23 protein-coding genes are annotated in these 25979 nt (G+C 52.2%); 20 read left to right on the top strand and 3 right to left on the bottom strand.

Features of this window, described 5'->3' with window-relative positions:
* Positions 1-279 (top strand): IS3 family transposase (locus tag M891_RS0118955; RefSeq protein ID WP_028538180.1); only part of this gene is annotated, 279 nt, incomplete at its 5' end.
* A 456-nt stretch (positions 280-735) separates the two neighbouring features.
* Here the strand turns inward: M891_RS0118955 and M891_RS25905 are convergent.
* The gene (locus M891_RS25905; RefSeq protein ID WP_232228377.1) at positions 736-1662 is read right to left on the bottom strand and encodes an HNH endonuclease; all 927 of its coding nucleotides are present in this window, start codon (positions 1660-1662) and stop codon (positions 736-738) included.
* Between the two features lie 151 nt (positions 1663-1813).
* Positions 1814-2116 carry a CD3324 family protein gene (locus M891_RS0118940; protein ID WP_371859555.1) on the bottom strand — a complete coding sequence of 101 codons (303 nt, stop codon included), beginning with the start codon at positions 2114-2116 and terminating at the stop codon, positions 1814-1816.
* 453 nt (positions 2117-2569) lie between these two features.
* On the opposite strand from M891_RS0118940, the gene M891_RS0118935 reads away from it, so the two are divergent.
* Positions 2570-3883: a replication-associated recombination protein A gene (locus M891_RS0118935; RefSeq protein ID WP_028539917.1), complete on the top strand. Its 1314-nt coding sequence runs from the start codon at positions 2570-2572 to the stop codon at positions 3881-3883.
* 116 nt (positions 3884-3999) lie between these two features.
* Here the strand turns inward: M891_RS0118935 and mnmA are convergent, their stop codons facing one another.
* On the bottom strand, positions 4000-5133 hold the full coding sequence (mnmA, locus tag M891_RS0118930) for a tRNA 2-thiouridine(34) synthase MnmA (RefSeq protein ID WP_028539916.1): 1134 nt from the start codon (positions 5131-5133) through the stop codon (positions 4000-4002).
* A gap of 241 nt (positions 5134-5374) precedes the next feature.
* On the opposite strand from mnmA, the gene cymR reads away from it, so the two are divergent.
* The 18 genes from cymR to M891_RS0118840 all read left to right on the top strand — a co-directional run bounded on the left by cymR (position 5375) and on the right by M891_RS0118840 (position 25498).
* Positions 5375-5794, top strand: coding sequence for a cysteine metabolism transcriptional regulator CymR (gene cymR, locus M891_RS0118925; RefSeq protein WP_016311180.1), 420 nt, complete (start codon positions 5375-5377; stop codon positions 5792-5794).
* Between the two features lie 124 nt (positions 5795-5918).
* Entirely contained in the window at positions 5919-7070 is a 1152-nt protein-coding gene (locus tag M891_RS0118920; RefSeq protein ID WP_028539915.1) for a cysteine desulfurase family protein, read from the top strand.
* A 97-nt stretch (positions 7071-7167) separates the two neighbouring features.
* Entirely contained in the window at positions 7168-7671 is a 504-nt protein-coding gene (locus tag M891_RS0118915; protein WP_028539914.1) for a PRC-barrel domain-containing protein, read from the top strand.
* 34 nt (positions 7672-7705) lie between these two features.
* Positions 7706-7915, top strand: coding sequence for a hypothetical protein (locus M891_RS0118910; protein ID WP_028539913.1), 210 nt, complete (start codon positions 7706-7708; stop codon positions 7913-7915).
* 240 nt (positions 7916-8155) lie between these two features.
* On the top strand, positions 8156-9595 hold the full coding sequence (locus M891_RS0118905) for a PTS mannitol transporter subunit IICB (protein WP_016311185.1): 1440 nt from the start codon (positions 8156-8158) through the stop codon (positions 9593-9595).
* A gap of 81 nt (positions 9596-9676) precedes the next feature.
* The gene (locus M891_RS0118900; RefSeq protein WP_028539912.1) at positions 9677-11797 is read left to right on the top strand and encodes a BglG family transcription antiterminator; all 2121 of its coding nucleotides are present in this window, start codon (positions 9677-9679) and stop codon (positions 11795-11797) included.
* 43 nt (positions 11798-11840) lie between these two features.
* A complete protein-coding gene (locus tag M891_RS0118895) occupies positions 11841-12278 on the top strand; it encodes a PTS sugar transporter subunit IIA (protein WP_016311187.1) in 438 nt (145 codons plus the stop codon).
* Positions 12275-13429 (top strand): mannitol-1-phosphate 5-dehydrogenase, encoded by a 1155-nt coding sequence (locus M891_RS0118890; protein ID WP_028539911.1) that lies wholly within the window; start codon positions 12275-12277, stop codon positions 13427-13429. Before M891_RS0118895 ends, M891_RS0118890 begins: the two co-directional genes overlap by 4 nt.
* Positions 13430-13840: 411 nt before the next feature.
* Positions 13841-15010, top strand: coding sequence for an AI-2E family transporter (locus tag M891_RS0118885; protein WP_371859554.1), 1170 nt, complete (start codon positions 13841-13843; stop codon positions 15008-15010).
* Positions 15011-15406: 396 nt separating this feature from the next.
* Positions 15407-18031: an alanine--tRNA ligase gene (alaS, locus tag M891_RS0118880; RefSeq protein ID WP_028539909.1), complete on the top strand. Its 2625-nt coding sequence runs from the start codon at positions 15407-15409 to the stop codon at positions 18029-18031.
* 135 nt (positions 18032-18166) lie between these two features.
* Positions 18167-18427, top strand: coding sequence for an IreB family regulatory phosphoprotein (locus M891_RS0118875; RefSeq protein WP_016311191.1), 261 nt, complete (start codon positions 18167-18169; stop codon positions 18425-18427).
* A gap of 60 nt (positions 18428-18487) precedes the next feature.
* Positions 18488-18904, top strand: coding sequence for a Holliday junction resolvase RuvX (gene ruvX, locus M891_RS0118870; RefSeq protein WP_009224381.1), 417 nt, complete (start codon positions 18488-18490; stop codon positions 18902-18904).
* A gap of 12 nt (positions 18905-18916) precedes the next feature.
* Positions 18917-19231 (top strand): DUF1292 domain-containing protein, encoded by a 315-nt coding sequence (locus tag M891_RS0118865; protein WP_016311193.1) that lies wholly within the window; start codon positions 18917-18919, stop codon positions 19229-19231.
* A complete protein-coding gene (locus tag M891_RS0118860) occupies positions 19228-19527 on the top strand; it encodes a DUF1292 domain-containing protein (RefSeq protein ID WP_028539908.1) in 300 nt (99 codons plus the stop codon). Before M891_RS0118865 ends, M891_RS0118860 begins: the two co-directional genes overlap by 4 nt.
* Before the next feature lie 87 nt (positions 19528-19614).
* On the top strand, positions 19615-20670 hold the full coding sequence (gene mltG / locus M891_RS0118855) for an endolytic transglycosylase MltG (protein WP_028539907.1): 1056 nt from the start codon (positions 19615-19617) through the stop codon (positions 20668-20670).
* A gap of 64 nt (positions 20671-20734) precedes the next feature.
* Complete coding sequence (locus M891_RS0118850) at positions 20735-21670, top strand: peptidase U32 family protein (RefSeq protein WP_028539906.1); 936 nt, start codon at positions 20735-20737, stop codon at positions 21668-21670.
* 79 nt (positions 21671-21749) lie between these two features.
* Positions 21750-23084, top strand: a complete 1335-nt coding sequence (locus tag M891_RS0118845; RefSeq protein WP_028539905.1) for a peptidase U32 family protein — start codon at positions 21750-21752, stop codon at positions 23082-23084.
* Positions 23085-23323: 239 nt separating this feature from the next.
* Positions 23324-25498 carry a methyl-accepting chemotaxis protein gene (locus M891_RS0118840; RefSeq protein ID WP_028539904.1) on the top strand — a complete coding sequence of 725 codons (2175 nt, stop codon included), beginning with the start codon at positions 23324-23326 and terminating at the stop codon, positions 25496-25498.
* The last annotated feature ends 481 nt before the right edge of the window (positions 25499-25979 follow it).

Below are 25979 nucleotides of genomic sequence, written 5' to 3'. Positions count from 1 at the left end.
CAGTACGCTTCTCATGACTACCAGGCGCGGCTGCGCACCTACAAGATGAAAGGCAGTATGAGCCGCAAAGGGAACTGCTACGATAATGCGTGTATTGAATCGTTCCACAGTGTGCTTAAGAAAGAACTTGTCTACTTGGAGAAGTTCAAAACACGCAAGCAAGCCAAGAAACGCATTTTTGAATATATTACCTGCTTCTACAATGGAAAACGAATCCATTCCGCGATTGGGTATTCTACGCCCAATGAGTGCGAACGTATGTACCGATCTGCCGCATAATTTTCTCGATTCTTTGTGTCTACTCTATTGACAGAGGTACAGTATCCCCCTCGCTCAGGTGAACGGAGGTTGGATGGGAGAGGGTTTGTGGATTGGATGAGGTATAGAGAAGGGGCAAGTAGGCAATGTGTCCAACAGGGGGCTTTACTCGGAAATCATCCCTGGTGGCGAAGCGCATAAGTTACGTGGTCAGAAATGTGTTCGATTTTTCATATATAATTTGCCGAAAAAAGCAAAAAACCGAAATGTACTCGGTTTTTCGCATAGATTTTGGGCAAACCGTTCAGAAAGCGCGAATGGATATGAAATTTCATATCCATTTAGTTAAAATCGCTCAAGGTAGCCCAATTGTACTCGATTTTTCAGATAGAATCACAGCACGTGGTCACATCATTGTGGATTTCGGCTCTGTTTCGACTATTGACTATTGATGGTGGAAACGAGAACTTACTTTGATTACGCGTCGTCCTGCATGAACTCGTCCAGCCAGCGATCGGCTTTGCTTTGGTTGCACAGATTGCAGGCGCAGACGCAGTTTACTGGTGTTGTGTGACCGCCCTTGGCTCTGGGCAGCAGATGGTCGATTGTATCGCCGTACTCTCCACAGAAGAAGCAGGTGTAATGATCCCGCGTCAAAATATAATGGCGAAACGCCTTGTTCGTGTACAAACGGCGGATGGTGAACGGGTTCACGACGACGGCCATGTGCTCGCGTACGAGCGTGACCGCCAGGTCATAGTCGATCTCCTGCTGCCAGCGCCGACCTTTGTCGGTACGCCCGCGCAGGCGGATCATGCCGTTGCGGTTCGGTCTGAGGGTCCCGACGTCGGGACCCTCGGCTTTTGGCGGCGGGGCGGGCAGCGCCCGCTTGATCCGCCGCTTGGGCGGCGCGGCAGCGCCCCCGTACCGCCCCGCGGCGCCCGCCGGCGCTGCCGCACTGGCGCTGGCGCCGTCCTGAACGGCCGCGATCTGTGCCGCGGCCTTTTTGCTGCGGCGCTTGCGCTTGCGTTTGCGCGCCGCCTTGGCCGTGCCTGCGGCGCCGGCCTCCGCGCCCGGCGGCGCGCTGGACCCGGCCGCCGCGGCTTCGCTCGCGCGGCCGTCGCCGCTTGGCGCCGCCGGCACGGGCGCTTTCGTTGGCGCTGCCAGCGCTGCGCCAGCGGGCTCAGCGGCCGCAGCCCGCGGCAACGCGGCCTGAGCCTGGGCAGCCTGCTGCCGCTTGCGCAGCGCGCGGCAGCTGCGGCAAGCGCCCCGGCGTGAGCCTTTGCCGGAGCGCTTGCCGGTGCGGCGCAGGAATTCGCCCAGCGGCTTGGCTTCGCCGCAATAGGCGCATATTTTTATCGCATTCGCGGAAGTTGAGTTAGGTTCAGGTTGCTGCTGCGTCAAGGGGGTCACCTCAGTTTGGTATAGGCTCGAAGTAGGATATGACTCCATTATACCTGAATCTATAGAAATAAAGCCAAGACCGGCCGGTCCTGGCTTAGGGTTTAGGATCAGGATTGTGATTTGGATTAGGATGTTGTTCCCCGGGTTGGCGTTACTCGGACACGGTTGCGGGTTGCCTGAGGCTGCGCATTTTGGTTAAAATTTTGCGGATGCTTTCATCGGAGAGGTGAAATCTTTCGGCTAAATCCCGTACCGTGCTCCCGGCGCGGTACAAGCGAAAAATCTCTTCGTTCCGTTTAGCAATCGAGTGGCGGGAACCGCTCAGTTCTCCCCATAACGCCCTTGACCGTTCCGGCTTGGGAATGTAAAGCAGCTCACCCTGAATATACGTTTGGAGCTCCTTCAGCAGCCTAGGGGGAAGAACATCCTTTCCATTTTTGTAATTCACGATCATGTACCTCCTTATTTCGTGCTCCATCTTGGATTGCTGTTACGATATAAGTCAACATGCTCGCTTCCCCCTTTCCATTGAGTATTGGTACCGCTTGTTCCAACCTTCTTGGTGTAGAACAAACGACTTTGACTTTAAATAAAGACAAAATTTGGTTTTAACTGGATCTATCTTAACACAGGAATCGTTAAACCTAAATAAGGGAGGCTGTTCCCAGCCCCCCGTTTTATTGTGGTGCCGCGTTACGCGACAGCCACCTCACTCACTGAAATCACTTCGATCAGCCCCCTTTCCCGTGATTCGTCGGCCCGACATCTATATTAACTCATATTTCCGGCAGCAGGAAAAGCGAAAGAACAACTATAAGTGTTTTTTACGTCAGGTATGCTAGAATAAGTTTGGTATCATTCCATGTATCCGGATTATCATGCTAACGATCAAGGAAGTGACTTGAAGGTGGATTTGTTTTCTTTCAATCAAGAGCAAAGCCCGGCGGGGCGGTTGCTGGCGGACCGGATGCGGCCGACCTCGCTGGATGAATATATCGGACAAGAACATATTGTCGGCCCGGGCAAGCTGCTGCGGCGGGCGATTGAAGCGGACCAGGTCTCGTCGATTTTACTGTACGGTCCTCCCGGCTGCGGCAAAACGACGCTCGCCCACATTATTTCCAATCAGACGAAGGCGGAGTTCGTCCGGCTCAACGCGGTGGATGCGTCGGTGAAGGATGTGCGTGAGGTGATTGAAAAGGCGCAGAACGACAAAGCTTTTTACGGCACCAAAACGATTCTGTTCCTGGACGAGGTCCATCGATTTAACAGCTCGAGACAGGACGCATTACTACCGGCGGTGGAAAAAGGCACGATCATCTTTATCGGGGCAACGACGGAAAATCCGTTCCACTACGTTAACGGTGCGTTGATGAGCCGCTCCACGCTGTTCCAGCTGGAGCCGCTGACGAAGGAGCACTCGCTGATCGCGATGCGGCGGGCCTTGGCCGACAAAGAGAAGGGGCTGGGCTTTATGCCGCTGCAGGTTGACGAGGAGGCGCTGCTGCACATCGCTGCGATGGCGAACGGAGATATTCGGCGTGCGCTGAATGCGCTGGAGCTGGCGGCGATGACCACGCCCCCGCAATCGGACGGGACGGTGCACATTACGCTCGAAGTGGCGGAGGAATCGATCCGCCGGCCGCTCGTCAAAGCGGACGAGTCCACGCAATACGATGTGCTGTCCGCGTTTCATAAATCGATTCGCGGCTCCAGCGATGCGGCGGTGTTCTGGTTCCTGTACGCGGTTGAGAAGCTGGGAATGGACCCGATGACATTCATCCGACGGTTGATCGCTGCCAGCAGCGAGGATATTGGCCTGGCCAACCCGCAGGCGATGGTACAGGCCGTCAGCGCTTTGGAGGCTTACCGCAACAATGGCTGGCCGGAAGCACGGCTGAATATTGTCCAGGCGATCTTGTTTGCGGTCGAAAGTCCAAAATCCAACGCGGTGGTTGAAGCGATTGGGAACGCCATGGCGGCGATTGAAGAGGTCAAATCCGCCGAAGTGCCGCTCCATTTGCGAGATACCCATTACAAGGGAGCGGCGAAGCTTGGGCACGAAGGTTACAAGTACCCGCATGATTACCCTGGGCATTACGTACAGCAGGAGTATCTGCCGAAGCGATTGTCCGGCCGAACGTTCTACCATGCCACGGAGCAAGGGAACGAGGTAAAGATCAAGCATAACCAGGAGCTGCGGCGCAGAAGCGGCAGGTAAAAGGGAAGGTGCGAGGCGAGGGAAGGCAAAACGCTCGCAAGCCAAGATGCATGCGCCCGGTTCTGCATAAAAAAGATGCCCCACGTCATTCACTGACGCGGGGCTCTTCTTTATGGTTAGGCTTGTACAGCCGGAATCTCGGTCCGCAGCTTCACCGGGGCTTCGATCGTGCCGCCGCCGAGGCATTCTTCGCCTTGGTAGAACACGACGGCTTGGCCTGGGGTGATCGCTTTTTGCGGTTCATCAAATGCGACATGTACCGTGCCGTCTGGTTGCTTCGTCAGCGTCACACCTTGATCGGGCTGACGATACCGGAATTTCGCCGTGCACTTGTACGGCCCCTCCGGCATTTTGTCTGCGCCAGCGATCCAGTTAACGCCGGAAGCAATCAGCGACGTCGAGTACAAGCTTGGGTGCTTGTCGCCTTGCACAACATACAAAATGTTGCGCTCCAGATCCTTATCCGCCACGAACCAAGGTTCGCCGGTACCGGAGCCGCCGATACCCAAGCCTTGACGTTGACCCAGCGTATAGTACATCAGGCCATCGTGACGGCCCTTAACCTCACCGGTGACGATGTCGATCATATCGCCGGATTGGGCAGGCAAGTAGTTGCTCAGAAACTCTTTGAAATTCCGTTCGCCGATAAAGCAGACGCCGGTGCTGTCCTTCTTCTTCGCGGTATAGAGGCCGGCTTCTTCGGCGATCCGCCGTACCTCCGGCTTCGGCAGGTGGCCGATCGGGAACATCGCTTTGGACAATTGGTCCTGATTCAGGGCGTTGAGGAAATACGTTTGATCCTTATTGCTGTCTACTCCGCGCAGCAACTTGAACGTCCCGTTCTCTTCCACGACCCGGGCATAGTGCCCGGTCGCTACGTAATCTGCGCCGAGGTCCAGCGCTTTGTTCAAAAATTCGCCAAACTTGATCTCCCGGTTACACATCACATCCGGGTTAGGAGTCCGGCCCCGCTTATATTCTTCGAGGAAGTAGGCAAATACTTTATCGTAATATTGCTTCTCGAAGTTCACGGTATAGTAAGGGATATCGATCTGCTCGCAGACGCGGCGAACGTCTTCAGCATCCGCTTCCGCGGTGCAGTAACCGAACTCGTCGGTATCGTCCCAGTTCTTCATAAATATGCCGATGACGTCATAGCCCTGCTGCTTCAGCAGAAGTGCCGTCACCGAGGAATCGACGCCGCCAGACATGCCGACGACGACGCGGGTTTCGCTGTTAGGCTTAGCCATCATGATCACTCCTTTGAGCGGCGAGTCGCTCGTCGTTTATTTTACCACAATTGTCGCTTTATTTCCCAAAACACATATGATATGTTACGATAAGCACAGGGTAAAGATAGGAATAGGGAGGAATCCCCGGATTTGGGCGCAATTGTCGCAGAAGAACGCGGCGAATGGCCTGATACTGTTCTTTTAAGGATCAAGGATCAATTATATAAAGTTTATTTGAAAATTGAAAGAGGTGCCTTCTTTGAAGATTTCGACAAAAGGACGCTACGGATTGACGATTATGATGGAGCTGGCCGCTAAATACGGCGAAGGGCCAACTTCTCTGAAAAGCATCGCCGAGAAAAACCAATTATCCGAGCATTATCTGGAGCAATTAATCGCGCCGCTGCGTAACGCAGGTCTGGTGAAGAGCGTACGCGGTGCTTACGGCGGTTATATTCTATCCAAAGAAGCTAGTGAAATTACGGCGGGAGACATCATTCGCGTATTAGAAGGGCCGATTTCTCCGGTGGATTTCACCGAGGAAGACGATCCGGCCAAACGCGATTTGTGGCTGCGGATCCGCGACAGCATCGCTGAAGTGCTGGATTCGACAACGCTGGAGAATCTGGTGAACTTCGAGGAACAAGGAACCAAAGAAAATTACATGTTCTACATTTAATTTGTAAACCGACTTGCCATCAACAATGAGATAAGATACAATCAACGAACAATTCGGTAACCGTCCCGACTCCGGGGCGGTCATTTACGTTTTATCAAAAAAGTTCTGGGACAAGGTGAGAGCCATGAAGCACATTTACATAGATCATGCCGCTTCCACGCCGATCCATCCGGAGGTTGCGGAAACGATGCTGCAGGTGATGCGAGAGCAATTTGGTAACGCCTCCAGCGTTCATTATTACGGTCGGGAGGCCAAACGCTTGGTGAACGGGGCGCGAGATACAGTTGCTAAGCACATCGGCTGCCGTCCGGATGAGCTGGTGTTTACGGGCGGCGGAACGGAGAGCGATAACTTGGCGTTGTTTGGCACGGCGTACGCCCGGAAAGCGGAAGGACGCCATATCATTACGACCTCTATCGAGCATCATGCGGTACTGCACTCCTGCGAGCGCTTGGAGAAGGATGGGTTTGAAGTGACCTATTTGCCTGTGGATCGTTATGGACTGGTGCATCCGGAGCAAGTGCGGGAGGCTATCCGCCCCGATACGATCTTGATTAGTGTGATGTATGGCAATAATGAGGTAGGCACGATTCAGCCGATTGCTGAAATCGGCGAAATTGCACGGGAGCGGGGAATTGTGTTTCATGTCGATGCTGTGCAAGCGCTCGGCGCATTGCCGATCTCCTGTCGGGATCTGCCGGTCGACTTGATGAGCTTCTCGTCGCATAAAATCAACGGACCGCAAGGCGTTGGGGCTTTGTATGTACGGAAGGATCTGGTGCTGGAGCCGATGCAACACGGCGGGTTGCAGGAGCGCAAGCGCCGGGCAGGCACGGAAAATATGGCCGGCATCGCAGGTTTTGCCAAAGCCGTGGAATTGGCTGCGGCGGAGCGGGGGGCGCGCGTCGCTCACGATGAGGAGTTGATCCGAGAGTTGCTGTCCGCACTGGAGCAGCGGATTACTCGCGAGGCGTTCCATGTCAACGGCCATCCGACGCATCGCCTGCCGCATATCATCAACATCAGCTTCCCGGAGGTAGATTCGGAGACGATGCTGATGAATTTGGATATGGAGGGCATTGCCGCCTCCAGCGGTTCCGCATGCACTTCGGGGTCGCTGGAGCCGTCTCATGTGCTGGAAGCGATGCATCTTCCGGAAAGTTTTTTGCGTTCTGCGATTCGATTTAGCGTCGGAATGGGTAATACTAGGGAAGAAATTTACGAAATCGCCGAAAAAATTGGAACCATCCTGGAACGTCTCCGTAGAAGAAAATAATGGGCATATTTTTGGGCTCAATTTAGCTTTTGCGGAGGGGAGGATCGGTTTTTCGGGATTCACATGAGATGCCCAAACAGGGAGTGTCCATTCCAACATGAGAATGCAAGAAATGATCGGCCTGACCGTCTATGATGTGGAGCATGGCAAGAAGGTCGGGAAAGTCGTTGACATCCTCCTGGACCTTAATTGGTCGATCGTCGGCATCCAACTGGAGAATCGATTGTTTTGGAATTCCAGTGTCAAGGCCGTGCGATGGGAGGATATCGTGGCTTACGGTGAAGATGCCGTGATGATCTGCAATCAACAGGCTGTCCGCAAGTGGAGAGCCGAGAATATACAGAATACCTTCTTAACGGGAAATGGAAAATTAAAAGAACTGCCTGTCCTGACTGAAGACGGAATACGTCTAGGCCATGTAACGGATGTTTATTTTGAACACGAATTGGGAAATACAATTACTGGAATTGAAATTAGCGACGGGTTTTTCACCGATCTGATGGAAGGGCGCAAGCTGCTGCCATTTATGCCGGAAATGACCCGAGGGGAAAACGCGATCATGGTGCCCCTGGGCAGCGAACAGCTGCTTGAAAAGCCGTGAATTTTTATGTGGATGGATAGGTGATGGTTCTATGATGAAATGTCCAAATTGCAATTCCAAGGATATTGGGAAGATCGGCTCCCACCAGTTCTATTGCTGGGGTTGCTTTATCGAATTAACGGTAAACGGCGACAAAATGTCCGTATACCAAGTAGAAGAAGACGGAACGCTCAGTTCTCTGGATGATCTGTTCTTCGGCGAGGAAATGGTACAGGATTTCTCGGAAATGCACGCTTCCTCGTAAAAATATATTCCGGTGAGGCTGTAAAGATGCACAAGCTGTCCCTTTTAAGACCGAAGGGGGCAGCTTTTTTATTTTTGGAGGGAATCACTCTTCAAATGTTGACAACAATAATCATGACGAAACCGTGTTTTGATTTGATTGAGTTAGAAAGCGCTTTGAATTAGGATGAGGGTAGAAACACGGTAAGCCAACAAGCAAATTGTTGTTCATCCGTGCATCTTTATAAGGGGGTTACTCTTTATGGCTACAGCACAAACCAAACAGCCGTCTGCAGGAACCGGCGGAGCCCGAGTGAAGGTTCAGCAGTTCGGCCGTGCACTCAGCGGTATGGTAATGCCGAATATCGGCGCGTTTATCGCATGGGGGCTCATTACCGCATTATTTATTCCGACCGGTTGGATTCCGAACGAATATCTCGGCCAACTCGTCGATCCTATGATCAAATATTTGCTGCCACTCCTCATCGGCTACACCGGTGGGCAAATGATCCACGGCAAACGGGGGGCAGTGACAGCAGCGATTGTGACAATGGGCGTTATCGTGGGCAGCGACATTCCGATGTTCCTTGGCGCCATGATCGTTGGCCCATTGTCTGCTTGGGTTATTAAGCAGTTCGACAAACTGGTCGAGGGGAAAATTAAGTCCGGCTTCGAAATGCTGGTCAACAACTTCTCGATTGGGATTCTAGGCGGTGCGATGGCACTCGGGGCATACGCTGGCGTTGGCCCAGTCGTAACCGCCATCAGTAAAGCGTTGTCTTCGGGTGTTGACTTCCTGGTGGACGCCAAATTGCTGCCTCTGGTCAACCTGATTATTGAACCAGGTAAAGTCTTGTTCTTGAACAATGCGATCAACCACGGTGTCATTACGCCAATTGCTGCGGAAGAAGCACTTCGAGTAGGCAAATCGATGCTGTTTATGCTCGAATCAAACCCGGGCCCAGGTCTTGGGATCCTGCTGGCTTACTGGATCTTTGGTCGCGGCATGGCGAAACAATCGGCTCCAGGTGCGGTTGTCATTCACTTCCTGGGCGGGATTCATGAGATTTACTTCCCGTATATCTTGATGAAACCGATTCTGGTGTTGGCTGCAATGGCTGGCGGCGTGGCTGGTACGTTTACGTTCCAATTGACCGGTGCAGGTCTTGTAGGTTCTCCTTCTCCGGGTAGTATTTTTGCTTACTTCCTGATGACGCCAAAAGGCGGTTACATTCCAATGTTAAGCGGCGTCATTGTTGCGGCAGTCGTTTCGTTCCTCGTTGCGTCGCTGCTGCTCAAAACGGGTAAACAAACGGATGAGGAAATGGATCTGGCTGAAGCTTCAGCGAAAATGAAAGAAATGAAAGCTGCAGGTGCAAAATCCGACGCGGCAGCTCCTGCTGCAGCAGGCGGAGTGAAGAAGCAAGTGGTGAACAAAATCGTGTTCGCTTGTGACGCCGGTATGGGGTCCAGTGCGATGGGTGCCTCCGTTCTGAGAAAGAAAATGCAGGACGCCGGCGTGAAGGTGACGGTTGTGAACTCGGCAGTCAGCGAAATCCCAAGCGATGCCGACATCGTTATTACGCAAAAAACGCTGACGGATCGCGCGATCGCCAACAAACCGGACGCCGAACATATCTCCATTGATAATTTCCTGAAAAGTCCCAAATACGATGAACTGGTTGAGCGTTTGAAAGGCTAAGCAACGCCAGTTACGATGCGGGGGCAGAACACTGGCGATTTTGTCGCCGGTGTTTTGCGTCTATATTAGGAGAGACTTGATATGCGGAAAATGACCGCACGACAAAAGCAAATCCTCGTTCTCCTCCTTGGACGCAAGCACGGGATGACCGCTGCGGAAATCGCTGCGGAAATCAACGTCAGCGTCAGAACGGTTCACCGGGAACTGGACGAGATTGAAAAAATATTAGCCTATTTCGACTTAGTCCTGCACCGGAAATCCGGCACCGGAATCTCGGTCTGGAGCAACCCCGAAGATAGCGAGGAGGGCGAGAAGCTGCAAGAGGCCAAGCGATTGCTGCTGGTTGATAATGCCAGCGACTATTCCATTGAAGAGCGACATCTTTTGCTGATCTGCCGTTTGCTTGAGGAGCAGGAGCCGTGTAAGCTGTTTACGCTGGCCCATGGCTTAAAGGTAACGGTAGCAACGGTCAGCAGCGATTTGGATGAACTGGAGCCCTGGTTCACCCGCTTTGGACTGGAACTGGTTCGGCGCCGCGGTTACGGCGTGGAGTTGCTTGGCGAGGAACAGCAGAAACGCGCGGCATTATGCCAACTGGCGGTCGAGCACTTGGATTACTCTGACTTGATTGGAGGCACGCCAGAAAACCAGGTCTCCTCCGCCACCGCCAGATTGCTTGAGGTCGTTGGGACGGATCACCTCATGACGATCGAAAACACGTTGTGGGCGATGAATTGGAGCTGGACGGAGCATTTGTCCGAGAATGCCTATACCCAGCTGCTTATTCGTCTCTCCGTTTCAGTGAATCGGATGAAGGCAGGAAGGTTAGTCCATTGCTCAGGTAAAAATAACAAGCCTGCCGCCGGGGGCGGGGAGCAGGATGAAACCGAAACGGCTCGCTTCGCTTCCCGTTTGGCTGAGAAGCTGGAGCTTACGTTTCCGCCGGAGGAACTGGCTTATATGAATGGCTTGTTCAGCCGGGCGAAAGAAGCTTCCCCCGAGCTCGTCCAAGCGGATATCGAGTTGGTTGAGACGGTATATCGGTTGACTGAGAACGTCGTGAAGCGCACCGGCATTCCGTTTCAGGAAGATCGACTGCTCCGGAACGGTCTGCTGGAGCATATGGGCCCGGCTTTTAAACGCATCCGCGAAGGCTCCCGCATCCGCAACCCATTGCTGGGCGCCATTCGCAAAGATTACGATGAGTTGTTTGGCATCGTACGTGAGGCGATGAACGAAAGTGTGGCTGGCCTGGAGGTTCCGGACGAAGAGATTGGCTTCTTGGTGATGCATTTCGGAGCCTCTATGGAGCGTCTGAATCAGCTTGGTCTTAACATGCGGGCGATTCTCGTCTGCTCCAGCGGGCTAAGCTCCTCCAAGCTGCTGGCCACGCGGCTGGCCAAAGAAATGCCGCAAATCGAAGTGCTGGGCAATGTATCTTGGTACGAGGCGAAGCGGTATCCTGAATCGGATTACGACTTAATCATCTCGACGATTGATTTGCCTCTTCCGGAGGATCGTTACGTAAAGCTAAGTCCGTTATTAACGGATGAGGACACGGAGCGATTGCTCGAATACGTCCAGCGTACCGTATTAAAATCTCGTAAGGTGACACCTGAGTCGGAGTCCACGAAAACCAGGGCATTTGACAAGGTACGGTCCTTGTCGGTATCACTGAACGAGGTTGTCAGTCTTCTGGAGCAATTTGACGTCCGCGATTTAAATAATCGAGGGCTCTCCTTACGGGAGACGGTTTCGACGGCTTTGGAGGAAATGAACCAACGATTCGTCCCGCCGTCCGGTCCCGCTAGACTTGAGCCGAAGGAGTGGCAGCTGAAGCACGCTATATCCGATGTTCAGGCCGTAACCGACCGTTTGTTGGAACGGGAGAAGATGGCCAGTCAGGTCATTCCGGGCACGTCGCTGGCGCTGTTTCATACACGAACCCGGTTTGTGAATTACCGTTCACTGGCGTTGTTCCGCTTGGAAGAACCTGTGGTACTTGACGGGGATACAGAAGTTAGCGCATTGCTATTTATGCTCGCGCCGCGAGAGTTGTCTCGCGAGAGCTTGGAAGTGCTCAGCGAAATCAGCGCCTTGCTGCTTAAGCCGGAGTTGGTAGAGCTGCTGGAAACCGGAGAACGTCAGGAGATCCGAAATTTTTTGGCGACCGAGCTGCTGTTTTATTTTGAGAATTTGTAACTAAAAGAAGATAGGATAATCCGTGGAAAGGGAGAGAACAATCATGAAAATACTGTCTAAAGAGAAAATTATTTTGAACGGCAAGGCAAACGATAAATATGAAGCCATTCGTATGGCAGGAAAGCTGCTGGTCGACGCAGGTCACGTGACGGAAGAATATGTGGACAAAATGATCGAGCGCGAAGAGATCGTCTCCACTTACATGGGGGGAGGTCTGGCGATCCCGCACGGGACGAAAGAAGCCAAAGGCATGATTTCCTCGACCGGCCTGTCGGTTGTCCGCTTCCCGGAAGGTGTTGATTTTGGCGGGGATGAGCCAGCCTTTATCGTGATTGGCATCGCCGCAGCCGGCGGGGATCACATGGAGGTTCTGACGAATGTTGCGATGGTGTTCTCAGATGAGTCTAATCTGGAACGAATTATGAATGCGAAGACGGAAGAGGAAATCGCGGAGATCCTTGAGGGGGGCATGGAAGGATGAAGGCGGTCCATTTTGGCGCAGGGAATATCGGCAGAGGATTTATCGGGTTGCTGTTGTCTCGTTCCGGTTACGAGGTATGCTTTGTTGATGTGAACGAGAAGCTTGTTTCGGAGCTGGCCCAGCGTAAGGAATACCCTGTTACCTTGGCCAGCGATCAGCAAGAGACCGTGATTGTCAAAGGCGTAACGGCGATTAACAGCATGAGCGATCCCGCTGCGGCTGCTCAGGCGATTGCGGCGGCTGATTTGGTAACGACGGCGGTTGGTGTAAACATCTTGAAGCATATCGCCGGTACAATTGCCCAAGGGCTCACCCTGCGGAAAGATAGCGCCGCAGCCGCCCCGCTGCATATCATTGCCTGCGAGAACGCCATCGGCGGCAGCTCCCAGCTCAAAGAGCATGTTTACGCCCAATTAGATGAAGCTACGCGGCAGTGGGCGGACGATCATGTGGCGTTCCCGGATGCGGCGGTTGACCGGATCGTTCCGTTGCAGCAGCATGAGGATCCGCTGCAGGTTGTGGTCGAGCCATTTTATGAATGGGCGGTTGACCAATCGCAAATGTTTGAGGGCTTTCATCGGGTCGAAGGCGTCCACTATGTTGACCGATTGGAGCCGTATATCGAACGCAAGCTGTTTACTGTAAATACCGGCCATTGCTCGGCCGCTTATATGGGATATTTGCAGGGCCATGCGACGATTCAGGAAGCGATGAATGATCAAAAAGTCGTCCAGCATGTGCGCGCCGTCCTCTCGGAGACCGGGGCGGTGCTTGTGGCGAAACATGGATTTTCGCCAGCCGAGCATCAGGCGTATATCGATACGATTCTGGAGCGCTTCGCCAATCCGGCGTTGACGGACGAGGTTTCGCGGGTTGGCCGTTCACCGATCCGCAAGCTGTCCGCCGGCGATCGGCTGGTCTCCCCGGCAACGCAGGCGTATGAACGTGAATTTGGATACGGGTACCTGGCGTTGACGATGGCGATGGCGCTCTGTTTCGATGTTCCGGACGATCCGGAAGCCGCGGAGCTGCAAGCGTCGCTGCGCGAAGTTGGTGCTTCCAAGACCCTGGCCCAATACACCGGCCTCGACGCCGAGCACCCCATCCATCAAGCGGTGCTGGCGCATTATGAGGAGTTGAAGGGCCGCTGAGCGGCAAATAGTAGGGTGATCCGCTGACGTTATTTCCCTGCTTGAAGGCTTGTAGCAGCCCGGACACATCTGTAGTACTAGATGCGTCCGGGCTGTTTCGGTTTGCACGCCCGGCTAACGGACCCGGGAGGCGTTATTGGTCGCGAAAACCGAACCTTTGATATCTAACGGACGGAGATGACCTTATTCCAGCGAAGTTGTTCCGGTTGGCTGCATTTTTGGCTATATAACGACCGCTGGGTCCGTTACATCGGGAAATGGTCGGGAAATGACCGAATAACGCCTCTCAGGTCCTTTTGGAGCATGCGACCCGGCAGTCGCGATCAACTCCCCTCATAAATTTACCTCCACTGACAAATACTAATCTATACGAGTATTTCGCTGTGTGAAGCAGGGAGGGGCGTAACATCGATGGGAGCCAATGAACAGAGGGAGCAAGCACGCAAGCAGCAGATGGAGCAAACGCAAACTGCACCAAACGAGCAACAAGAGCGGGAAGAGCAGAAGCAAGCGCTGATCCCGATCACCCAAAGCAAGCTGTTTCGATATGGCGTTTGGCTGTTGTTGGGGCTGGTGATCCTGTTTTTTGTGTGGCAGCTGCGGCCGATGTTTGCCCTTGTCTATCGATTTTTGAAGGCGGTTTTCGCCCCGTTTGTCATCGCCATCATTATTTCTTATGTCTTAAATCCGATCGTTCGGATGCTTAATGGGCGGAAGGTGCCGCGGACGATGGCCGTGCTGCTGATTTATGCGGTATTTCTGACTGGCCTATCCGTGGTGCTGATGAATGTGATTCCGATGTTCGTTGAACAACTGGAGGAGCTGGGCGAGCATTTGCCGGAGCTTACGTTTCATACCCAGCAAATGATGAATCGATGGGACAACGGGATTTTGCCAGGGAGCATCCGCATGGGCATGAACAATTGGTTTTATCAATTTGAAAACCGGTTGGCCAGCGCCATTTCCGGTTTTCTGGACAATATCGGAACAACGATTGGCGTTGTGTTTAATGCGTTTATTATCCCGTTCCTGATCTTCTACATGCTGAAGGATATCGAGCTGATTGAGCGGCTGATTCTGCAGTACTTGCCGCGCTCCCGGCGCAAGTCGATCCTAACGCTGCTTAAGGAAATCGATATGGCCTTAGGGAACTATGTCCGGGGGCAATTGCTGGTATGCGTTATTATCGGTGTGCTCGCCTACATCGGCTATATGCTCATCGGCATGCCGTTTGCGCTGTTGCTGGCAGGAGTGGTTGCTCTGTGCAACATCATCCCTTACCTGGGGCCATTTCTCGGGGCGGCTCCGGCCTTGGTTATGGCGACGACGATTTCTTGGAAAATGGTCCTGCTGGTCCTGCTCGTCAACATGTTGTGCCAAACGATCGAAAGCAACGTCATTTCTCCGCAGGTGGTGGGACGGAGCTTACATATGCACCCCATGCTGATCATTTTGGCGCTTCTTATTGGCGGGGAGTTGGCAGGGGTGCCCGGTCTGATATTGGCGGTTCCGTTTTTTGCCGTGGTGAAGGTGGTTATTCAGCATTTCTATGCCTACTATGTTCGCCGCAAAGCGATGTGATTCAGGCGGACAAGTTGCATTGACACGGCGTTCCTCGCCTTATATACTTAAAATGTTATGTGAAAATTTTCAAAACGTTGATGAAATCCAGTACGTTCGACAAGCGGATTTGCCAGAGAAGGGTTCCGCTGCAGTTGGCGTCCCGCATGGGGGCTGAGGCGGTGGCTGAGAGAACCTGAAATCTCGCGCGAACGGAAAGCTAATTTCGGAGTGTGGACTACAAATTCACCGGCAGGTCCCCGTTATCGGACCAACGAGGCGATCGCTTTAGAATCCGGCGGACAACGGTCCAGCCGCAATCGGAAGCGATAACCAGGGTGGTACCGCGATTTGAATCGTCCCTGATTTTCAGGGGCGTTTTTATTTTTAGAGGAACAATTAGGAGGTCAAGAGACGATGAAAGCAAGTGAAATCCGTTCCAAATGGCTGGAGTTCTTCGCCAGCAAAGGCCATAAAATCGAACCTAGCGCTTCGCTCGTCCCGCATAACGATCCTTCGCTCCTGTGGATCAATGCTGGGATGGCACCGCTGAAGCCGTATTTCGACGGGCGGGTCAAGCCGGAAAATCCGCGCCTTGCCAACTCGCAAAAGTGTATTCGCACGAACGATATCGAAAATGTCGGGAAGACGCGCCGGCACCATACGTTTTTTGAGATGTTGGGGAACTTTTCAATTGGGGACTATTTTAAGGAAGAAGCGATTACTTGGGCTTGGGAATTCCTGACGGATAAGAAATGGATCGGTTTTGATCCAGATCGCCTGTCGGTTACCGTATATCCTGAGGATGAAGAAGCATTTAAACTGTGGAATGAAAAAATCGGCATTCCTGCAGAACGCATCATTAAGCTGGAGGATAACTTCTGGGATATCGGGGAAGGGCCTTGCGGACCTTGTACGGAAATTTTCTATGACCGCGGCGACGCTTACGGCGATCTATCGGATCCGGAATGTTATCCAGGCGGGGAGAATGAACGGTTCCTGGAAGTGTGGAACCTGGTGTTCTCACAATTCAACCACAACAAGGACGGCAGCTACACGCCGCTTCCGAATAAAAACATCGATACCGGTGCCGGACTTGAGCGGTTTGCGTCGATTTTGCAGGACGTGAACTCCAACTTCGATACCGACTTGTTCCAACCGATTATCCAAAAGACCGCCAGCTTGGCTGGTGTAACTTACGGCGCTGCTGAGGACAGTGACGTGGCACTTAAGGTAATTGCTGACCATATCCGTACGGTGACCTTTGCGGTAGCTGACGGCGTTCTGCCTTCGAACGAAGGCCGCGGTTATGTCATCCGCCGCCTGTTGCGCCGGGCGGTACGTTATGGCAAGCTGATCGGATTGGACAAACCTTTTATGTTCAGCTTGGTAGAGACGGTTGGCGACATCATGGGCACCTACTATCCGGATGTAGTTACCAAACGTGAGTTTATCGAGAAAGTCATCCGCACGGAAGAGGAACGCTTCCATGAAACATTGAGTGATGGCTTGGCGATTCTGGCCGATATCAGTGCTGAAGCGAAAGCGCAAGGCCGCACGCAGATCAGCGGGGCTGATGCGTTTAAGCTGTACGATACTTACGGCTTCCCGCTGGATTTGACCGAGGATTTCGCAGCGGAGCAAGGGCTTAGCGTAGATCGCGAAGGCTTTGAAGCCGCCATGGAAGAACAGCGTGAACGCGCCCGGGCAGCCCGCCACGATAGCGGCAGCATGAAGGTGCAGGGCGGCGTTTTGGCGGATTTTACGACTAAAACCGAATTCGTTGGATATAATGAGCTTGAAGTTACCACTAGCATTGTAGCGATTGTGGTTGATGACGCTTTTGCGGATTCCTTGAGCGAGGGCCAATCGGGTCAAGTGATTCTGGCTTCTACGCCGTTCTATGCGGAAAGCGGCGGCCAGGTCAGCGACCAAGGGACGATTCATAGCGACTCCGCTAGCGCCGATGTGGAGGGCTTGTTTAAAGCTCCTCATGGGCAGCATGTGCATCAAGTCACGGTGAAGACCGGTGAACTGCGGGTTGGCGCCGAAGTTACCGCTTCCGTAGACCGTGAACAACGCAGCCACACAGTAAAGAACCATACGGCAACTCACCTGTTGCATAAGGCGTTGAAGGAGACGCTTGGCGAACACGTGAACCAAGCTGGTTCCCTCGTTGAACCACAACGCCTGCGCTTCGACTTCTCTCACCTCGGCAGCATCTCGCCGGAGGAACTCGCGGAAATCGAACGCCGCGTCAATGAACAGATTTGGAATGCCTTGCCTGTAACTACCTCGCTGAAGCCAATCGATGAAGCGAAAGCGATGGGGGCGATGGCGCTGTTCGGTGAGAAGTACGGGGACATCGTTCGCGTCGTCAAGGTTGGCGACTATAGCTTGGAGCTTTGCGGCGGCTGTCACGTGAACAATTCGGCGGAGATCGGCTTGTTCAAAATCGTCAGCGAAAGCGGCATTGGTTCCGGGGTGCGCCGGATCGAAGCTGTGACCGGACGCGGCGCATATCTGTTTATGGATGGACAGCTGGACCTGTTGAAGCAAGCAGCTGGTCTGCTGAAAGCCAACGTCAACGATGTGCCGAAACGCGTGGAAGGATTGTTCCAGCAGCTTAAGGAACTGAGCCGTGAGAACGAATCGCTGCAAAGCAAGCTGAGCGTGATCGAAGCTGGTGAATTGACGAGCCAAGTGGTGAGCGTGGGTCAAACCAAGCTGTTGGCTGCGCGCGTGCAAGCCGGAAGCATGGATGCGTTGCGCACGCTGGCTGACGAGCTGAAGGTGAAATTGCCGGATGCTGTGCTGGTGTTGGGCGCGCCAAACGAAGACAAAGTGAATTTTGTCGTCGTAGTTCCGAAGGAAGAAGTGGCTCGCGGATTGCATGCCGGCAAGCTCGTTAAGGAAGTTGCAGCGGTATGCGGCGGCGGAGGCGGCGGTCGTCCGGATATGGCCCAGGCCGGAGGCAAGGATGCCAGCAAGCTGGACGAAGCATTAAAAGTAGCAGCGGAGTGGATTGCTTCCCAAGCCTGAGAAGGTGGTGAAAATTTGACGGGGCAGATCACTGAAAATTTCCTTATGGAACCCATGATATGGTATAGTATGATTAGGCTAAGAGGAAAATAGCTGCGATCATAAAGGCGTATGTCGAAGAAGCGAGGTGTCATCATGGACTCCATGGATAAAACCGTCAAATTTAACGTCAAAGGCGATGAACTAGAAGCGTCGGCGCAGGAGATTCTTCTTACGGTTTATCAGGCTTTACAGGAGAAGGAGTATAATCCGGTTAACCAGATCGTCGGATATCTGTTATCGGGGGACCCGGCCTATATCCCGCGTCATAACAATGCGAGAAGCTTGGTTCGCAAGAAGGAACGCGACGAGCTGATCGAAGAGTTGGTGCGCTTTTACATGGCGAATCACCGTTGATGGCAGCGAACCTTCTCAAGAACGGATACGCGGTGAATCCGCATTTTAAAGGAGCAATACATGAAAATCATGGGCCTAGACTACGGGGACCGGCGGATCGGAGTGGCTGTGAGCGACAGCTTAGGGTGGACCGCCCAAGGGCTCGAAACCATCGAGCGCCGCAAGGAAGGCAGCGAATTTGAGCGCATTGCCGAGCTTGTGAAGCAGCACGAGGTGGAAGAAATCGTTGTGGGGCTGCCCAAGAATATGAACGGTACGATTGGTCCCCGTGGAGAAATATGCATGGCGTTTGCCGAGGATCTTCGGGCGAAGCTGAATCTGCCCGTGCATCTCTGGGATGAACGGCTGACTACCGTGTCTGCGCAGCGTACGTTGCTGGATGCGGATGTCAGCCGGAAGAAACGCAAGGGTGTCGTCGACAAGATGGCTGCCAGCTTGATTTTGCAAAATTATTTGGACTCTAAGAGTATAAAGTGAGGGTGATCGCGTATGTCTAAAGATCGTATCGGAAATGAAGAAGAACCGGAAATTATTTATATCCCCGATGATGAGGGCAATGAAGAAGAGTTCGAAGTGATTATGAAATTCGAAGTCGACGGTTCGGACGCCAAGTATATGATGGTCGTTCCTTTGGATTCCGATGGGAATGAAGATGAAGAGAGCGAAGAGGTATACGCGTTCCGTTACGAGGAAGACGGCGATGACCTGAAGCTGTACACAATTGAAAGCGACGAAGAATGGGAAATCGTCGAGGAGACCTTTAATACGTTGATCGACGAGTTTGATGGAGAAGATGGGCAATGACTGAATTTACAGCAGACCAAGCAGTCATGACGTCGCGGGTTCGCGACACATTTGGCCCAGTCGTAGAACTTGAGGACGAATCGGGCAATGTCTCCTATTATCAAGTCGTTGAGGAATTTGACGTCGCCGGAGCGGCCTATGCGGTATTATTGCCGGAGGACGCGTCCAAGGATGATGAGCCGGAGATTTTCAAAATCGTGACGAACGGCGATGAGCTGGAACTGGTGACAATTGATGACGACGAGGAATGGGAGAACGTCTCTGAGCTATACGATGAATTGACCTTTCCAGAGTAACGGGAAGGGCGTTGCAAGAGCACGATAGATCAGTCCGGGAAGAGCGGGAGATTTCCGCTCTTTTTGGCTGTTAAGGGGGAAGGCGGTTTGAGGAAAGCGCTGAAATGGCTGGCTGTTCTGCTGCTGATCGTGATGATCGGGGCAGGGGCGGCCGGATTTTATGTGTACACCAGCATGCTCCCGGTTGAAGCGAAGGAACAGCCGGTCAAGATTACGATCGAACCGGGAACGGGAACGGCGCATATCGCGAAGTTGCTGGAAAACGAGGGACTAATTAAAAATTCCTTTTTGTTCGTTTCCTATTTAAAATGGAAGTCGGAAGGAAGCCGGTTTCAGGCTGGAACCTATGAAATGCAGCCAGGCATCACATATGACGAGATTATCGCTAAGCTGAACAGCGGCGACGTCGTGAAGGCCGAGATGATTCGGTTTACGATTCCTGAAGGCTTCACCGTTAAACAAATGGCTGACAAGCTGGCGGAGGAAGGCTTAGTGGATCAGGCTGTATTTTTGAAGCTGGCGAAGGATGCCGCGGGTCTGAACGATGAGCTGTTATCGCAAATCCCGACGGACGAGCGGTTGACCTACCGGCTGGAAGGGTATTTGTTCCCGGAAACTTATGAGCTGAAGAAAGGCAGCAACGAGCAGGACATCATTGCCCGAATGTTGCAGGAAACCCGTACCCGGATTGACAAAATCCCTGATTTTGAACAAAAGCTGCAGGCTCGCAGCCTTACGTTCAATGAGCTGATGACGATCGCTTCACTGGTTGAGCGGGAAGTGGTTGTGGATCGTGAACGGCCGCTCGTGGCCGGTGTCATCTATAATCGGCTTAAGGACGGCATGAAGCTGGAAATCGACGCTACGGTGCAATATGTGCTGGATAAACCAAAGGAACGCTTGCTCAATGCGGATTTGCGAAGCGTGGACAGCCCTTATAATACTTATTTGTATGAAGGACTGCCTCCGGGACCTATCGCGGCGCCAAGCCTCAAATCGATCGAAGCAGCGCTTGAGCCGAAAGCCTCGGACTATCTTTTCTATGTGACGAAAAAAGATGGCAGCGGGGAGCACCTGTTCGCCAAAACCTATAAGGAACACTTAAAGAACATCGAAACAAGCAAGGCGATGGCCAATCAATGAATAAGGTGGAAGTTCAAAATGTAGATCATGTTTTGAACAACCTTTTAAAGGTGGTAGTATCAACATGAGTAAAAAACCGGAACTGTTGGTTCCTGCCGGTTCGCTGGAAGAACTGAAGCGCTATTTTGCGGCGGGGGCTGACGCGGCGCTGGTTGGCGAAGCTCGCTATGGGATGCGCCTCCCTGGTGATATGACGCCCCAAGACATCGCTGAGGCGGTGAAGGTAGCGCGTGAGTATGGAGCTAAAATTTATGTTAGCTTGAATAACTTGATGACAAATGACATGCTCGAAGGGTTACCTGAGTATGTAAAACAGTTAGCGGAGTGCGGCGTCGATGCCGTTGAATTCGGCGATCCGGCGGTGCTTCAAACGGTGCGTACTGTGGCACCTCAATTGAAGCTGCATTGGAATGCGGAGATGACCTCCACCAACTATGCCACTGCGAACTATTGGGGAACGAAGGGAGCTTCCCGAGTTGTGCTGGCTCGGGAGCTGAATATGGACGAGATCACCGCGATGCCTTCAAAACTGAACATCGAAGCGGAAGTTCAGGTGCACGGAATGACCAATATTTATCACTCGAAACGACGCTTGGTGCATAGCTATATGGTATCTCAAGGACGGCCGGTTGATCCGGACAGCAACCTGGGAATGAGTCGCGGGCTGTTTCTGATCGAGGCTGAGCGGCCGGATGAGAAGTTTCCAATCTTCGAAGATGTGAACGGAACGCATATTATGAGTTCAGACGATATTTGCATCTTGGAGGATTTGCATCTGCTAATGGCGGCTGGCATCGACAGCTTCAAAATTGAGACGTTGCTGAAGCCGGTATCCTATAACGAAGTGATTATTGCTTCGTATCATAACGCGATCGAAGCCTATTCCCGCGATCCGGATGGCTATGAGCTTGATGAGAGCTGGCTTGAGGCGATTCGCGAGGTCCAAGATCCGGAGCGCGAACTGTCGTTTGGCTTCTTTTATAAGGAACAAGTTTATTAAGAGATAGGCGTTGTAGGGTTTTCTTTTTGACCTATATTTTAAATTTAAATACCCAAAAAATGATGAGAGGTGAACGAAGATGCAAACTGCGGAGAAGCATATCCCGAAATATACGGGAAAACGTCATCGGCTGGCGAAACCTGAGCTGCTTGCCCCGGCAGGCAATCTGGAGAAGCTGAAATTTGCTGTCCATTACGGCGCCGATGCCGTGTATATCGGGGGACAACAATATGGCCTTCGTTCCAATGCAGATAATTTCAGCTTTGAAGAAATGCGGGAAGGCGTGGAATTTGCCAAGAAATATGGCGCTAAGGTGTTTGTCGCTACGAATATCTATGCTCATAATGAGGATTTGGACGGCATCGAGGAGTATTTGCGGAACCTTTACGAGGTTGGCATCGCTGCTATCATCGTCGCTGACCCGGTGATTATCGAGACGGCGAAACGGGTTGTTCCCGAGCTGGAGGTTCATCTGAGCACCCAGCAATCTACTGTGAACTGGCAGGCTGTGCAATTCTGGAAAGAGCAAGGCTTGCCGCGGGTCGTTCTGGGACGGGAAACCAGCCTTGAGGAAATCGAGGAAATTAAACGACATGTCGACATCGAGATCGAGGCGTTTATTCATGGAGCGATGTGCTCTTCGTTCTCGGGACGCTGCGTGCTGTCCAACCACTTTACCGACCGTGACTCCAACCGCGGGGGATGCTGCCAATCCTGCCGTTGGAAATACGATCTATTCACGGACGCCCGTTCAGGTAGTGAATGGATTTCTGAGGAAGAAGCCCGCGATAGCAGAGTACTGGAGAAGTTCCGTTTGGGCGTAACTCAGCTGCCGATGTTTGAGGAGAACGATCATGCCTTCACGATGGGGTCGAAGGACTTGTGCATGATAGAGCATATTCCCGATCTTATTGACGTTGGAGTCGACAGTTTCAAAATCGAAGGTCGGATGAAATCCATCCACTATGTGGCGACGGTCGTCAATGTGTATCGCCAAGCGATTGATGCCTACATGGCGGATCCGGACAATTACGTCTTGAAGCCGGAATGGATCGAAGAAATCAACAAAGCGGCGAATCGGCCGCTGAATACCGGATTTTTCTACGATACTCCAGATCATGAGGATCATATTTACGAGCCGGAAGAGAAGGCAGCACCTTATGATTTTGCTGGATTGGTGATGGCTTATGATGAATCCACAGGAATGGCAACGATCCAGCAACGCAACCACTTCAAACCGGGACAAGAAGTCGAATTCTTTGGTCCAAACGGGACGTTCTTTAAGCAGAAGGTGGGGACCATCTACGACGAAGAAGGCAATGAATTGGATGCCGCCCGCCACCCGTTGCAGCGGGTCCAAATGAAGGTGGATCAACCGGTTTCCTATTTCGATATGATGCGTAAAAGAAAGTAATCAAAAAATCAATATGCTTTGGGGCCTGTTCGTTTCTAGGACGAAAGGCCCTTTTTTGTGACTTTTGTTAATATTATTTAAAATCCACCACATATTGAACCGATATTATAGAGGAGAACGTCAGGAATTGTCGAATATTTCGAGTAGCTGACGAGAAATGTGAACAACCAACAGCATTATGTACGACCTCAAGCCTAAAAATTGAGGTCTGCAACTATTATGAGTGGTGGGTGATCAACATGAGTCTGGTTCCGAAGAACGAGGACCAAGAAACCAACAGCAAGAAGAAGGATAAGAAACAAAAGGGAGAGCGGAAATCCAAGTCGGTTCAGCCAGGAGGAAAATCAAAGGGAGATACCAAAGCTGTATGGGCTAATTTCCTGGACAAGCTGCCGAAACAATTGAACCCTGCGAAAGCAGTAGGGGTACGGTTGTTCCTAATCTTCTTTGTCGCAATCATGTTCTTCGTCCTAACGATCGGGATTATGTCGTCCCAAATGGCGAAGGGAACCATTCAAGACAATGCAGAACAAGCAAACCTGCAGACCATCGTACAAACCTCGCAGAAGCTGGATATCGTCATGCAGAAGTATGAGGAAAACCTGCAGCAAATGTTCCTAGACGATGAAATGCAAAATGCTATTATGGATGCTTCGTTGGCGAACATTTCGGATTATGACAAGTTTACGGCAACCAACAAAATGAGAACACGTCTGAATACGTTGACCTTCTCCACGAAGGGGGTTTCCGCCGTTTACATGTTGTCGGCTGACAACATTGTGGACGACGTCACTTCGGGCAGTGCCGATGTCACGTTCTTGGATACCGTGCGCGAAGAAGCCTGGTTTAAAGATCTGACCAGCGCCACTAAAACTTTATGGATGCAAGTGCCATCGAAAGGTAAGGGCACGGAAGTCTTCCGTTTAGCTCGCTCGGTACAGAGCGTTAACAGCATGAAACGCTTTATTCTGATTGCTGATATCAACCTGGAAATCCTAGACGGCTATTTGAAAGAGGTTAAGCTGGGGAATAACTCCAAGCTGCAAATGGTGACTCAAGATAACATCGTTGTAGGTTCTTCCGTTGAAAGAGATCAAGGAAATCCGTCCGAATTTGATATGGGACAAGCCACCGAGGCTTCGGGTACTTTCCGGACGAAGGATGCCAACGGCAACGCTGTCCTTGCTTCCTATAGCACCCAGTCGTCCGGCTGGAAGTTAATCGGTACCGTCGATACGGCTGAACTGACGAAGAGCGCAAATCGCATTCTGATGTTTACGATCTTCTCGCTGATCGTGGTTGCGATCATTGCCATTCTGATCGGGGTATGGATGGTTCGGATGATCGCTTATCCGCTGGGCAAGCTGAGAAACCTGATGGAGGAAGGCTCCAAAGGGAATCTGAACGTTCGGATGAACACGAAATCGAAAGATGAAATTGGTCAATTGGCAGTAAGCTTTAATGTGATGATGGAAAATATCACAGCCCTCGTTAAGCAAACCAATAACTCCGCACAGGATGTATTGGATACGGCTGCTGAATTGACACAAGCGTCGAACAAAACGGCGTTGTCTGCGAAAGAAATCGCCGTGGCGACTGAAGAAATCGCTAACGGGGCAACCAGCCTGGCTAACGAAGCGGAACGCGGTAATGAGCTGACCGAGAATATTTCCCGGCAAATGGAACGCGTTGTCCAATCGAACAAAGAGATGGAGATTTCGGCTCGTCAGGTGGAGAAGTCCAGTCAGCAAGGGACTCAGTATTTGAACGGATTGATGGAGAAAACCAATATGACGGTCGAAATGATCAACGCTTTGACCGCCAAGGTCGACTCGCTCAAAGCAAGCACTGGCTCCGTCTTGAAAGTGCTTGATGTCATGCAGAACATTACGCAGCAAACGAATATCCTGTCGCTTAATGCTACGATTGAAGCAGCCCGCGCAGGTGCTGCAGGCCGCGGATTTATGGTCGTTGCCGATGAAATTCGCCAACTGGCCGATCAGTCGCGTCAGTCGATCACCATGGTCGGCGAAATCACAGATACGATTCAGAAAGAGATGAATGAAACGGTGAAGACCTTGTCCGAGGCGAGCCCAATCTTCCAAGAGCAAATCGCATCGGTGCAGGAAACCAACCAAATTTTCGTATCTGTGCAGCAACAAATGGAAGGCTTCGTGCGTCACCTGGATTCCGTAACGGCTTCCATCGACCAGCTAAACGAATCGCAAGCGGTCTTGTCGGAAGCGATGAGCAACGTCAGTGCCGTCGCACAGCAATCGTCCGCCACGTCCGAAGAGGTTGCATCGCTCTCCAGCGAACAGCAAACGGTCGGCGATCAACTGGTACAGCTGTCAAACAAACTGGAGAATGTGTCGGCTGGCTTGAAAGAGTCGTTGTCGAAATTCACTGTATAGAAGGCAGGCTTAGCGCCTGAAAATAAGCTTGACCCGATTTCCCGAGGGTTCCGGGAGACGGGTAAAAGCCCGGCCAATCTGCGATTGCAGGTTTGGCCGGGCTTTTGCTGTAAGCTGGTGCGCTAACGGACCTAGGAGGCGTTATAAACCTGGAGGTCAGACCTAGAGAGATGTAACGGACCGAGAAGTCCTTATTTGGGCGAAATCGGCACCGGTGACTCCATTTAGTCTTTAATAACGTCCGCTGTGTCCGTTACGTTGGGAAATCTGTGGGAAATGACCCAATAGCGTCTCTCAGGTCCGTTGCTATGAACGTTTTTGTCAAGCCCTCGGTTTTAAATCTGCCTGAGCACGTGGCGCGAGAGCAAAAATGCGAGCGACGGTCGGCACGCTGCTATCCGTGGGTTGGTTACCACATGTTATGCCTTCGTCAGGGAGAGCCCTTGCAAGCTAGAAACGCACGTTCAGTTTCTTTCAAAAC

The sequence above is a fragment of the Paenibacillus sp. J14 genome (assembly GCF_000518465.1).
Taxonomy (GTDB): Bacteria; Bacillota; Bacilli; order Paenibacillales; family Paenibacillaceae; genus Fontibacillus; species Fontibacillus barengoltzii.
The sequence above is the reverse complement of the archived record's forward strand: the minus strand, read 5'-3'. Positions and strand labels throughout refer to the sequence as shown.